Below are 13531 nucleotides of genomic sequence, written 5' to 3'. Positions count from 1 at the left end.
AATCAATCAAAACATTAAAGTCAACTTTTTATATCTATTTAGAATAGTTTGGAGCCTCTTTAGTTATAATAATATCGTGTGGATGACTCTCTTTTAATCCTGCTCCTGTAATTTTTACAAATTTTCCATGAACTTTTAAATCTTCAATTGTTGATGTTCCACAATATCCCATTCCAGCTCTCACTCCTCCACAAAGTTGGAAAACAACATCTTTCAAGCTTCCCTTATACGAAACTCTTCCCTCTATTCCTTCAGGAACTAATTTTTTAGCATCATTTTGGAAATATCTATCTTTCGATCCTCTTTTCATTGCTGCCATTGAACCCATTCCTACATACACTTTATACCTTCTTCCCTCATATATCATCTCTTCTCCAGGGGCTTCAGTTGTTCCTGCTAATAATCCTCCTAACATTACACAATCTGCTCCTGCAGCTAAAGCTTTTACCATGTCTCCAGATAATTTTATTCCACCATCTGCTATAACACCAATTCCTCTTGTTTTACAAACTTCATATACATCATTAACTGCTGATAATTGAGGAACACCTACTCCAGCTACAACTCTCGTTGTACAGATAGATCCTGGTCCTACTCCTACTTTAACAGCATTTACTCCAGCTTCTATTAAATCTAAAGCAGCTTCTGCAGTAACTATATTTCCACCAATTATATTTAACTTAGGAAAGTTTTCTCTAATCTCTTTTATTTTTTCCATAACACCTTTTGAATGTCCATGTGCTGAATCTACAGTTATTATATCTACACCAGCTTCTACTAAAGCTTTTACTCTTTCTAAAGTATCTGCTCCAACACCAACTGCTCCACCAACTCTTAATCTTCCTTGAGAATCTTTACAAGCAAATGGGTACTCTACTAAATTATCAATATCTTTTATTGTTATTAGCCCTTTTAATTTTCCATTTTCATCAACTATTGGCAACTTCTCTATTCTATTTTCTAATAAAATATCTTTTGCTTCTTCCAATGTTGTTCCAACAGGTGCTGTTACTAAATTTTCTTTTGTCATTATATCACTTACTAATTGATCCATGTCTTTTCTATACTTCAAATCTCTATTTGTTATAATACCAATCAATGATCCATCTTCTTCAATTACTGGTAATCCTGATATTTTATATCTTCTCATTATTTCTTCAGCATGCCATACTGTAGAATCTTTAGTTAATGTTACTGGATTTTTTATCATTCCACTTTCATTTCTTTTTACTCTGTCTACTTCAGCAGCCTGATCTTCTATACTCATATTTTTATGTATAAATCCAATTCCACCTTGTCTTGCTAAAGCTATTGCTAAATCCCCTTCTGTTACTGTATCCATCGCTGCACTTAAAACTGGAATATTCAATTCGATATCCTTTGTAAGTCTTGTTTTTAAACTCACTTCATGCGGTAATACCTCTGATCTCGCTGGAACTAATAGCACGTCATCAAAAGTTATTGCTTCTTTTATTATTTTTCCATTCATCATTTTCCTACTGCCTCCAATTATAATTTTCCAATTTTTAAATAAAGACCTGCACTTTTTTTTAGTACTGTGCAGGTCTTTTTTTATTTATTTTCGTTATTATAGCACATTTTTGAGCCTATGTCATTTCTAAAAAATAATTTTTTACAATTTATTTTTTTTACATCTAAGTAAGCATTCTTTTTTGCTTCTTCCAAAGTATTTCCATAAGCTACCACAGATAATACTCTTCCACCATTTGTTTCAATTTTGCCATGAACTTTTCTAGTTCCCATATGAAATACTACAGATTCTAAATCCTTTGGTATTTCTATTTCACTTCCTATTGTTGATGATTTCGGATAATTTTCTGAAGCCATCACCACTGCCACCGTATATCTATTATCCCACTCTAAGTTCACATCTTTATTTTCCATTAAATCCAATATTGCTTTAACAAAATCCGACTTTAATCTTGGAAGAATCCCCTCAGCTTCGGGATCTCCAAATCTAGCGTTAAACTCTATCGTCTTTACACCATCTTTTGTTAACATTATTCCACCAAAAAGAAATCCTTTAAATGAAATTCCATCTTTTGCCATTCCTCTAGCCATTGGTTTTAATATTTTTTCTAAAGTTTGATCTATTATATTCGAATCAATCTTATCTACTGGTGAGTAAACTCCCATTCCACCAGTATTTGGCCCTTCATCATTGTCATAAGCTCTTTTATGATCTTGAGCTATTTCTAATGGAATTACTGTCTCGCCATTTGTTAAAGCAATTATAGAAAATTCAAATCCATCTAAATACTCTTCTATTACAACCTTATTATCAGGGATACTAAAAGCTATTTCTAAAGCTTCAATTGCTTCTGGTATTGAAAACGCAACAGTTACACCTTTTCCTGCTTTTAATCCATCCTCTTTTATAACTATTGGAGCACCTTTTTTTTCTACATACTTTACTGCTAATTCTAAGTCAGCAAATGTTTCATACTCTCCTGTAGGCACACCATATTTTTTCATAAGTTTTTTAGCAAACTCTTTGCTTGATTCAATTTTTGCAGCTTCTTTTGTCGGACCAAAAATTTTCATTCCTCTTCTTTCAAATTCATTTACAATTCCTAAAGCAAGAACATTTTCCGGTCCCACAATTGTCAAATCTACTCTATTTTTTTGAGCAAAATCTGCTAACTCTTCTATTTTTTCTTCTGGGATATTAATCAATGTACCTAAGTTTTCCATACCAATATTCCCAGGAGCTATAAATATTTCTTTAACTAAATCACTTTCTTTTACTTTCCATGCAATTGCATGTTCTCTTCCACCTTTTCCAACTATAAGAACTTTCATAAACTCCTCCAAAATTAATGTTTAAAGTGCCTAACTCCTGTAAATACCATAGCTATTCCATGTTTATTACACGCCTCTATTGAAAGTGTATCTTTTATTGATCCTCCTGGTTGAATTATAGCTGTAATTCCAAATTTAGCAGCTAACTCTACTGTATCTTCCATTGGGAAAAACGCATCAGAAGCTAAAACCGCTCCTTCACACTTTTTTTGTCCCTGCTCTAAAGCTATTTTAGCAGCACCCACTCTATTCATTTGTCCTGCTCCTATTCCTATAGTTTGGTTATCTTTTCCCACAACAATCGCATTAGACTTTACATGTTTTACAACATTCCAAGTAAATATCAATGCTTCTATCTCTTCATCTGTTGGTTTTTTTTCGGTTACACATATAAGTTCATCTTTAGATACTTTCATCTCATCAAACTCTTGAATTAGTGCTCCATCCATAACAGATGTTACTTTCATTTTATTTAAAATTTCACTTTCCATATCAATTTGTAGTACTCTTATATTTTTCTTTTGAGTAATAATATCTAAAGCTTCTTTTTCAAAACTTGGAGCTATTATAATTTCTAAAAATAATTTCGATAAATCTTCTGCAACCATTTTTGTTATACATGAATTGCTTACAACAATTCCTCCGAAAATCGATGTTTTATCAGCTTCATAAGCTTTTTTCCAAGCTTCATTTATATTTTTCCCACTTCCTACACCACATGGATTCATATGCTTAACTGCAACTACAGTTGGTTCTTTAAACTCTTTCAATATTTCTAATGCTGCGTTCGCATCTTGGATATTATTATATGACAACTCTTTCCCGTGTAATTGTTTGGCATTTCCCATAGAGTATCCTGCAAAGCTTTTCTTGTAAAACCCAGCTTTTTGATGTGGATTCTCTCCATATCTTAAATCTTGTACTTTTTCATAAGTTACAGTTATTGTTTCTGGGAATTTTTCTTCCACTTTATTTGTTAAATACTCTGCAATTAAAGTGTCATATGATGACGTATGTCTAAATACTTTCGCTGCTAATCTCTCTCTCGTTTCTAATAAAGTATCTCCAGCCTCTTTTAATTCACAAACCACTGCTTCATAATCCTTTGGATCAACTATTACTGTAACTGATTTGTAGTTTTTAGCTGCTGATCTTAACATACTTGGCCCACCTATATCTATATTTTCAATTAACTCTTCATGAGTCACATTTTTTTTAGCTAATGTTTCTTTAAATGGATATAAATTTACAACTACCATATCTATTAAATCTATTTTATTATCTTCTAGAGCTTTTAGATGATTTTTATTATCTCTAACACACAATAATGCTCCATGAACATTTGGATGTAATGTTTTTACTCTTCCATCCATAATTTCTGGAAAACTTGTAATATCCGATATACTTAATGTCTTTATCCCCGCTTCATCTAATGTTTTCTTTGTCCCACCTGTAGAAATTATTTCATATCCTAACCCTACTAACTCTTTAGTTAATTCTACTATTCCTGTTTTATCAGATACACTTATTAACGCACGTTTCATCTATATTATTCTCCCTTTTTAAATAACTTTGTTAAAATCATTGGATAAATTCTATGTTCTATTTCATGTATTTTATTTTTAAGATCCTCTAATCCCCATTGAGAGTCTATTTTTAATCTTTCTTGATATATTATCTCCCCTGTATCAACTCCACTATCCACATAATGAATAGTCACTCCTGTTTTACTTGCTCTAGCTTTGTACGCATCCCCAATGCCATCTTTTCCTGGAAATTCAGGTAAATAAGCTGGATGGATATTTATTATTTTATTAAAATATTCCTCCAATAATATTGGTGATATTATCCTCATATATCCTGCCAAAACTATGTATTCTATCTCATATTTTTTTAATATGTCTATAATCTTCTCTTCAAATTCCATTTTTGTGTTATACTCTTTTGGATTAATAAAATAATATGGTATCTCTAACAACTTTGCTCTTTCTATAGCGTATGCACTTTCTTTATCAACAATTAGAACTTTAACTTCATACCCTTTTCCTTCTCCTGACTTTTGAGCTTCAACTATCCTCTGAAAATTCCCACCATTTCCAGAAGCAAAAACAGCAATTTTTACCATTTTATTTCTACTCCTACTTTTCTATTAACTTCCCCTAATATCATTGGCTTTTCTTGTAACTCTTCTAATTTTTCAACTAATTTATCTAAATTTTCTTTAGATACAACAAATATAAATCCAACTCCCATATTAAATACATTAAACATCTCTTCTTTAGGAATATTTCCTTTTTCTTCTAAAAATTTAAATACTTGAAGTTCATTTATATTTTTAGAATCGATTTCTACTCCCATCTCTTCAGGTATAATTCTAGGTATATTTTCATAGAAACCACCACCTGTAACATGGCACATTCCTTTTACATCTATATTTTTTAAAACTTCTTTTACTGTTTTTACATATATCTTTGTTGGTGTTAGTAGCTCTTCCCCCAAAGAGTTTTCAAATCCCTCATACATTTTTTTCAAATCTAAATTTGCATCTTTTATTATTTTTCTAACTAAAGAAAAGCCATTTGAATGAACTCCACTAGATGATATTCCTACAAGAATATCCCCTTCTTTTATGTCCTTTCCAGTTATTAAATCTTTTTTCTCTACAGCTCCAACTGTAAATCCAGCTATATCATAATGCCCTTCACTATACATTCCAGGCATCTCTGCTGTCTCTCCCCCTATTAATGCACATTCTGCCTTAACACATCCATCAGCTACACCTTTTACTATAGCTTCAATTTGTTCTGGATAGTTTTTTCCAACAGCTATATAATCTAAAAAATATAACGGCATTGCACCTTGAACTAAAACATCATTTACACACATAGCCACAACATCTTGACCTATTGTATCGTGTTTATCCATTTCAAATGCTAGCATTAATTTTGTTCCGACACCATCTGTTCCGCTAACTAAAACTGGTTCTTTCATTCCAAGTTCTGATAAATCAAACATTCCACCAAATGCTCCTAAACTATTCATTGCCCCTTTTACTTTAGTTCTTTCAACATGACTTTTAATTCTTCTAACTGATTCATATCCAGCTTCTAAGCTAACTCCAGCTTCCATATATTTATTACTCACTTTTATCGACCCCTATTTCTTTAAATTTTCTAATAAACTAAACATACTAGTTGGATATTTTCCAGTAAAACATGCTAAACATATATTTTTTCCTAATCCTTCTATCATTCCATCATTTGATAAAAATGATAGAGAATCTGCTCCAATATATTCTCCTAATTCTTTTGGTGATAATCTTGTACTTATCAATTCGTTATATGTAGAGGTATCCACTCCATAAAAACATGGACTTATTATCGGAGATGATGCTATTCTCATATGAACCTCTTTTGCTCCTGCATCCTTTAATAATTTTATTATATGTTTAGATGTTGTTCCCCTCACTATCGAATCGTCTACAAGTACAACTCTCTTATCTTTAACAACAGCTTCCATAGCTGAAAGTTTCATCTTTACTCCACGTTCTCTTTGGTGCTGATTTGGCTTTATAAATGTTCTACCTACATATCTATTCTTTACAAGTCCCATTTCATAAGGAATTCCCGAGAAATCTGAGTATCCCATTGCTGAAGACAAAGATGAGTCTGGTACTCCTATAACTATATCTGCTTCAATCGGACTTTCTTTCGCAAGTATTGCTCCACAGTTTCTTCTGCTTGTATGAACATTTAAACCATTTATACTACTATCTGGTCTTGAAAAATATATGTATTCCATAGAACACATTTTATCTTGAGTACAGTCTGTATATTGAAACGACTCTATTTCATCTTTAGAAACTTTTAAAACTTCTCCTGGTTTTAACCCTCTTATATAATCAGCTCCTACTATTTCAAAAGCTGAACTTTCAGAACTAAACACATATCCATCCTCTAATTTCCCCATTGATAAAGGTCTAAATCCATTTTTATCTCTAATCACAAAAAGATTTTCGTTATTCATTATTAAAAATGAAAAAGCACCTTCTAATTTAGGTAATGCTTTAAGTATTTTTTCATGAAAATCCCCAACTTCTCTCTGAATTAAGTGTCCTATTATTTCGCTATCTGATGTTGTGTGAAAAATACTTCCCATTGCTTCTAATTGCATTTTTAATTCTTTTGCATTTACTATATTCCCATTATGAGCAATTACAAAGTCTCCAGTGTGAGAACGAACTAATATAGGTTGAACATTTTCAATTCCTCCTCCACCTGTTGTTGAGTATCTAACATGACCAATAGACATATTTCCAGGAAGTTTAGCTATTCTTTCTGTATTAAAAACTTCAGTTACCAACCCTTCTCCTTTTTCTCTAATGATACTTTCTCCATCAGAAGAAGCTATTCCAGCTCCCTCTTGACCCCTATGTTGTAATGAATGCAGTCCATAATACGTTAGTTGCGCTGCATCCTCTACATTAAATACTCCAAATACTCCACACTCTTCATTTATTTTTCCACTTAAAAAATACTCTATCTCTTTTATCATTTTTACCCCACTATTTTATTTAGTCTTGCTAAAACTTCTTGATAAGCTTCTTCGATATCTCCTAAATCTCTTCTAAATCTATCTTTATCCAATTTTTTTCTAGTTTCTTTATCCCATAATCTACAACAATCTGGTGATATCTCATCTGCTAAGATAATATTCCCTTCGTTATCTTTTCCAAACTCTATTTTAAAATCCACTAACTCAATCCCTACTTTATCAAATAAATCTTTCAATAATTCATTAATCTTTTTAGTTTGAGAATAAATATTTTCTAACTCATCTTTTGTAGCAAGCCCTAACGCAATTGCATGATAATCATTTATCATAGGATCGCCTAGCTCATCTTTTTTGTAACATATTTCAAATATTGGATTTTCTAAAATTTGCCCTTCTTCCATCTTAAAAAGTTTTGCAGTAGACCCTGCTAGAGTATTTCTAACAATTACTTCTAGTGGAATAATCTCTACTTTTTTACAAAGTTGAGCTCTTTCTGATAAATTTTCTACCAAATGAGTTTCTACACCATTTTTCTTTAAATAATCATATATTAATGTTGTAATTTGACTATTTAATATTCCTTTATTGTGTATTTGACCTTTTTTTAAATTATTAAAAGCTGTTGCATCATCTTTATAATAAATAATAACTTCGTTAGGATTCTCTGTTTTATAAACTTTCTTTGCTTTTCCCTCATATAATTTATTTGCTTCTACTAATAACATTTGGTCACTCTCCCATTTTAATATTTATTTTTTAAAATAATTAACTCCATTAGTAAAAATATCTTGCATCTTATTTCCATCTATATTTTTTAATAGTCCATCCTCATATCTTTCTGAATGTCCCATCTTCCCTAGTATTTTTCCACATTTAGAAACAATCCCTTCTATTGCGTATGTTGACCCATTTAAATTATGATTTTTATCCATTGTCACTTGATTATTTTCATCGCAATATTGTGTTATTACCTGTCCATTTTCAAATAACTCTTTTGCAAAATCTTCACTTACTACAAATTTTCCCTCTCCATGAGACATTGGTATACTATGAGTTTCTCCTACAGTAAATGAACTCATCCATGGAGAATTATTTGAAACAATTTTTGTGCTAACTACTCTTGATACATGTCTGTTTATATCATTTCTAAATAATGTTGGTGAGTCTTTAGTTACACTATCTACATTTCCATAAGGTAATAACCCAGATTTTATAAGAGCTTGGAATCCATTACATATTCCTAATACCAATCCATCATTTTCTAAGAATTTTTCCATACTCTCTTTTATCTTTTTATTTTGTAAAATATTTGCTATAAACTTTCCAGAACCATCTGGCTCATCCCCTGCACTAAAACCTCCAGGAATCATAAATATTTGAGCTGATTTTATTTTTTCAGATAAGGTATCTATACTTTCTTTTATCTCTTCAACACCTAAGTTATTGAATACATATATTTCAACCTCTGCTCCAGCTCTTTCAAAAGCCTTTTTAGTATCATATTCACAATTAGTACCTGGAAATACTGTTATTAAAACTTTTGGTTTATCATAAAGCTTTTTAGCTTTAAACTCTTTTTTAGTAATATATTCTTTTTCGATTACTTCTCCAACTGTTTCTGCTGTATACGGATATATTTTACTGTATCTCTTTTCCCATATATTTATTAAAGAGTCTATTTCAAACTTTTCCTTATTTAATTCAATAACTTTCTCATCAATTGTTGTTCCTAAAAGAATTCCATAATCTAATTCTTTTGCTGATTCTACTACTATATCCCCTGGCATTAAATTAAATAGATTTTCTTTTGTTTCAATTTTAGCTCCAATTTTATTTCCAAAAGACATCTTTATAACAGCTTCTGCTATTCCACCAAATTTTATTGTTGATGCTGATATTACTTCTTTTGATTTTATTGAATTTTCTAATAGTTCAAAATTTTCTTTTAATCTTTTATAATTTGGTAAATCACCAAAAAGTCTTTCACTTTTTACTAGATATATATTATTTCCTGCTTCTTTAAATTCAGATGATATTATATTTTTTACACTCTCTGTTGTTACTGCAAAAGATATCAAAGTTGGAGGTACATCTAAGTCTTTAAAAGTTCCACTCATACTATCTTTTCCACCTATCGCCGGAGCTTCAAATTCAAGTTGTGCTTCAATTCCTCCTAATAATGCAGCAAAAGGTTTCCCCCATCTTGTTGAATCTTTTCCTAATTTTTCAAAATATTCTTGAAAAGATAATCTTACTTTTTTATAACTTCCACCTAATGCAACAATTTTTGCTAAAGATTCTATCACTGCATATTGAGCTCCCAAATATGGAGAATACTCCGATATTAGTGGGTTATAACCATAAGTCATTATTGAACAAGTATTTGTAAATTTATCTGTTGGAAGCTTTTGAACACTTCCCTCTGATTCAGTTAATTGATACTTCCCTCCATATGGCATAAGTACTGTGCTTCTTCCTATTGAAGCATCAAACATCTCTACCATTCCTCTTTGAGAAGCTATATTCATATCCTGTAAAATTTTTTCTACTTTTTCTTTTATATCCATTACTTGATTTTCTAAAAATGGATTTTCTATTTCTGAAGATACAACTTTTACATCTTGAATTTGTCTAACACCATTTGTATCTAAAAAATCTCTTGAAATATCTACAAGTGTTTCATTTTTATATTTTATTACTAATCTTTCTTCCTCTGTTACTACAGCAACTAATGCTGATTCTAAGTTTTCTTCTTTAACTAATCTTTGAAACTTTTCCACATCTTTTGCCTCTACTACTACAGCCATTCTTTCTTGAGATTCTGATATAGCTAATTCAGTTCCATTAAGTCCTAAATATTTCACTGGTACTGTATCTAAATTTATCTCTACTCCCCTTGCAATCTCTCCAATAGCAACACTAACTCCACCTGCTCCAAAATCATTTGATTTTTTTATAAGTTTTGTCACTTCTGGATTTCTAAATAACCTTTGGATTCTTCTCTCTACAGGTGCATTACCCTTTTGAACCTCTGATGAACATTTAGTTAATGATGTTTCATTATGCTCCTTAGATGATCCAGTGGCTCCTCCTATACCATCTCTACCAGTTTTTCCCCCAAGTAAAATTACCACATCACCTGGAACAGGGCTTTCTCTTCTTACATACTCTTTTTTTACTGCTCCAACAACAGCTCCAACTTCCATTCTTTTAGCTTTATACCCATTATGATAAATCTCTTTTACAAAAGTAGTTGTTAATCCTATCTGATTTCCATATGAAGAATATCCATGTGCTGCTCCTTTTGATATTTTCTCTTGTGGTAACTTATTTGCTAACGTTTCTTCTATACTTTCAGTTATATCTCCTGCTCCTGTAACTCTCATAGCTTGATAAACATATGCTCTTCCTGATAATGGATCTCTTATAGCTCCACCTACACAAGTACTTGCTCCTCCAAATGGTTCAATTTCTGTTGGATGATTGTGAGTTTCATTTTTAAACATCAGTAACCATTTCTCTAATTTGCCATCAACATCTACCTCTATCTCGATGCTACATGCATTTATCTCTTCTGATTCCTCTAAATCATCTAATTTACCTATCGATTTTATATATCTTCCACCAATTGTTGCCATATCCATTAAAGTTAAAGGTTTTTCTTCTCTACCTAATTTCGCTCTCATATCTATATATTTTTCAAAAGCATCCTGAATATTTTTTGTTAAATCTCCACATTCAATTTTTATATTTTTTAAATATGTTTCAAAAGTTGTATGTCTACAATGATCTGACCAATAAGTATCTAAAACTTTTATCTCTGTCTCTTTTGGATCTCTTTTCTCTTCATCTCTAAAATAATTTTGAATATGTTTTAGGTCTTCAAGAGTCATAGCTAGTCCATGCTCTAATAAAAAACTTTCTAGTTCTTCTGAATTTTTATTTATAAATCCTACATAAGTTGGTACTGGTTCTATATCAATATTTTCCTCTAGTGTCAAAACATTTAATTTTTTTTCTCTAGTTTCAATAGGATTTATTAAGTAATCTTTTATTTTATCAAAACTTTTTATCTCTCCATGAAAAATTAAAAGTTTACCACTTTTTATTTGAACACCGTCTTTATTATTTAATAACATTAAGCACTGCTCTGCAGAATCAGCTCTTTGATCGTATTGTCCTGGTAAAAATTCCATTGCTAAATATTTTTTTCCAACCAATTCAACTTCTTCATAAACGTCATCTGTTACTGGTTCAGATAAAACTTTATTTTTTAAAAGATTTAAATCCTCTTCTGTGCAGTTAAAAATATCATATACGTTATATAAATCTATTTTATTTATCTTATCCTCTTTTAAATTTTCTAAAAGCTCACTCTTTAGTCCTAAACTCTCTACTTGAAATCCATCCTTTTTCTTAACAAATACTCTTTTATTCATTATTCCTCCCTAAAATGAATCAGCTTTTAAAATTAGCTCTTCTAGATTTTCACCACAATAGTTTATATGTCCCATTTTTCTATCTTTTTTCCACTCTGATTTTCCATATATGTGAACATTTGTATTGTATTCTTTTTTAATTTTTTTTACTTTCTCCTGATCTTCACCCATTATATTTAGCATCACTACTTTTGTTAAAAGTTTTATTTCAGGTAGTTTTTCTCCTAAAATCCCCATTAAATGAATATCAAATTGAGAATAATTACATGCATCCATCGTATAATGTGCACTATTATGAGGTCTTGGTGCCATCTCATTAAAATAAATTTCATTTTCTTTAATAAAAAATTCTATTCCTAATGGACCGTATATATTTAATCTCTTTATAATCTCATGAGATATCTTCTCCACTTCTTTTAAAATCTCTTTTGTTACTCTTGCTGGAACTATAGTTTTATTTAAAATTCCATTTTTATGGATATTTTCTCCAATTGGAAAATTTACTACATCTCCGTTTATTCCCCTAACAACTAAACATGAAACTTCTTTATCAAATTTAATCATCTCTTCTAAAATATATTCTATATTTTCATTCCAATTAATACTTTTTAAGTCTTTCTCTTCTAATAACTTCCATTGTCCTTTTCCATCATATCCTCCTGAACAAGTTTTTAAAATAGATGGATATCCAATTTCATTAATAGCATTCTTTAATTCTTCTGAATTTTTAACACCTTTAAATTTTGCAGTTTTAACTCCAATTTGTTTTACTGCCTCTTTCTCTCTAACTCTATGTTGACTTAAATACAGTGGTCTCTTTCCTTGAGGAATATTTCCATTATTTTCTTTTAAATAATCTATTATTTCACTTGGTACATTTTCAAACTCGTATGTTATCACATCAGTAATTTCACACAGTTTTTTTAAACTCACTTTATTATTATATTCAGCTTCAATGTGGTCATCAGCACTAAATTTTCCACACGAATCTGGATTAGGATCTAAAATTATTGTTTCACAATTCAACTTTTTTCCTGAATCACACAGCATTTTAGCTAGTTGTCCTCCACCTAAAATTCCGATTCTTCTAGATTTTTTCATCTAAAATCATCCTTTCCATATTTTTTCTGTACTCAACAATTTTTTCTGCTAATCTTTCATCCTTTAAAGCTAATATCTTTATAGCTAATAATGCCGCATTTTTAGCTCCCCCTATTGCTACCGTTGCTACAGGAACTCCTCCTGGCATCTGAACAATTGATAAAAGTGAATCTATTCCTTTTAAAGTTTTGCTTTCAATAGGTACTCCAATAACTGGCAAGTCAGTTAAACTAGCAACCATACCAGGTAAATGTGCTGCTCCTCCCGCTCCTGCTACTATAACTTCTAGCCCTCTTTTTTTAGCTTCTTTCGCATAGTCAAACATTAAATTAGGAGTCCTATGTGCTGAAACTATTTTTATCTCATGCTCAACTCCAAAATCTTTTAAAACATTTACACATTCATTCATAGTTGGTAAATCAGATTTACTTCCCATTATTACACCTATTTTCACTCTTTATCCTCCCTAAAGTTAAAAATAAAAAACGCACATTACTAAAAAGGTTACAACTATCCCTTTTTAATAATCTGCGTTTTTACACACTTATTCCATTTATCAGTATTTTTATTTTTTATCTTTTCTTTTTTCTGTTTTTTCGTTATTATTAACACTT

Annotated in this window: 10 protein-coding genes; all 10 read right to left on the bottom strand. The window is 30.7% G+C overall.

Annotated features, from left to right (window positions below; genetic code table 11):
• Positions 1–34: 34 nt before the first annotated feature.
• The 10 genes from guaB to purE all read right to left on the bottom strand — a co-directional run bounded on the left by guaB (position 35) and on the right by purE (position 13371).
• On the bottom strand, positions 35–1492 hold the full coding sequence (gene guaB / locus MKD34_RS02650) for an IMP dehydrogenase (protein WP_023050931.1): 1458 nt from the start codon (positions 1490–1492) through the stop codon (positions 35–37).
• Between the two features lie 80 nt (positions 1493–1572).
• Positions 1573–2823, bottom strand: a complete 1251-nt coding sequence (purD, locus tag MKD34_RS02645) for a phosphoribosylamine--glycine ligase (RefSeq protein ID WP_240219611.1) — start codon at positions 2821–2823, stop codon at positions 1573–1575.
• Between the two features lie 14 nt (positions 2824–2837).
• A complete protein-coding gene (gene purH / locus MKD34_RS02640; RefSeq protein ID WP_240219610.1) occupies positions 2838–4367 on the bottom strand; it encodes a bifunctional phosphoribosylaminoimidazolecarboxamide formyltransferase/IMP cyclohydrolase in 1530 nt (509 codons plus the stop codon).
• A 5-nt stretch (positions 4368–4372) separates the two neighbouring features.
• Positions 4373–4948, bottom strand: a complete 576-nt coding sequence (gene purN / locus MKD34_RS02635) for a phosphoribosylglycinamide formyltransferase (RefSeq protein WP_240219609.1) — start codon at positions 4946–4948, stop codon at positions 4373–4375.
• On the bottom strand, positions 4942–5967 hold the full coding sequence (purM, locus tag MKD34_RS02630) for a phosphoribosylformylglycinamidine cyclo-ligase (RefSeq protein ID WP_240219608.1): 1026 nt from the start codon (positions 5965–5967) through the stop codon (positions 4942–4944). Before purM ends, purN begins: the two co-directional genes overlap by 7 nt.
• Positions 5968–5979: 12 nt before the next feature.
• Entirely contained in the window at positions 5980–7377 is a 1398-nt protein-coding gene (purF, locus tag MKD34_RS02625) for an amidophosphoribosyltransferase (RefSeq protein ID WP_240219607.1), read from the bottom strand.
• 2 nt (positions 7378–7379) lie between these two features.
• Positions 7380–8102, bottom strand: coding sequence for a phosphoribosylaminoimidazolesuccinocarboxamide synthase (gene purC / locus MKD34_RS02620; protein ID WP_240219606.1), 723 nt, complete (start codon positions 8100–8102; stop codon positions 7380–7382).
• 24 nt (positions 8103–8126) lie between these two features.
• A complete protein-coding gene (locus MKD34_RS02615) occupies positions 8127–11816 on the bottom strand; it encodes a phosphoribosylformylglycinamidine synthase (protein ID WP_240219605.1) in 3690 nt (1229 codons plus the stop codon).
• 9 nt (positions 11817–11825) lie between these two features.
• Positions 11826–12917 carry a 5-(carboxyamino)imidazole ribonucleotide synthase gene (gene purK / locus MKD34_RS02610; RefSeq protein WP_240219604.1) on the bottom strand — a complete coding sequence of 364 codons (1092 nt, stop codon included), beginning with the start codon at positions 12915–12917 and terminating at the stop codon, positions 11826–11828.
• Positions 12904–13371: a 5-(carboxyamino)imidazole ribonucleotide mutase gene (gene purE, locus MKD34_RS02605; protein ID WP_266187992.1), complete on the bottom strand. Its 468-nt coding sequence runs from the start codon at positions 13369–13371 to the stop codon at positions 12904–12906. The genes purK and purE overlap by 14 nt, the downstream gene beginning before the upstream one ends.
• Positions 13372–13531 lie beyond the last annotated feature (160 nt).

It is taken from the genome of Cetobacterium somerae (assembly GCF_022430525.1).
Lineage (GTDB): Bacteria > Fusobacteriota > Fusobacteriia > Fusobacteriales > Fusobacteriaceae > Cetobacterium_A.
The sequence above is the reverse complement of the archived record's forward strand: the minus strand, read 5'-3'. Positions and strand labels throughout refer to the sequence as shown.

What these genes read in the sequence shown, in the direction of transcription:
- purK (WP_240219604.1), bottom strand. Translation starts at nt 12,917, where the DNA reads ATGAAAAAATCTAGAAGAATCGGAATTTTAGGTGGAGGACAACTAGCT.
- purH (WP_240219610.1), bottom strand. Translation starts at nt 4,367, where the DNA reads ATGAAACGTGCGTTAATAAGTGTATCTGATAAAACAGGAATAGTAGAA.
- purD (WP_240219611.1), bottom strand. Translation starts at nt 2,823, where the DNA reads ATGAAAGTTCTTATAGTTGGAAAAGGTGGAAGAGAACATGCAATTGCA.
- purF (WP_240219607.1), bottom strand. Translation starts at nt 7,377, where the DNA reads ATGATAAAAGAGATAGAGTATTTTTTAAGTGGAAAAATAAATGAAGAG.
- guaB (WP_023050931.1), bottom strand. Translation starts at nt 1,492, where the DNA reads ATGATGAATGGAAAAATAATAAAAGAAGCAATAACTTTTGATGACGTG.
- purN (WP_240219609.1), bottom strand. Translation starts at nt 4,948, where the DNA reads ATGGTAAAAATTGCTGTTTTTGCTTCTGGAAATGGTGGGAATTTTCAG.
- purC (WP_240219606.1), bottom strand. Translation starts at nt 8,102, where the DNA reads ATGTTATTAGTAGAAGCAAATAAATTATATGAGGGAAAAGCAAAGAAA.
- MKD34_RS02615 (WP_240219605.1), bottom strand. Translation starts at nt 11,816, where the DNA reads ATGAATAAAAGAGTATTTGTTAAGAAAAAGGATGGATTTCAAGTAGAG.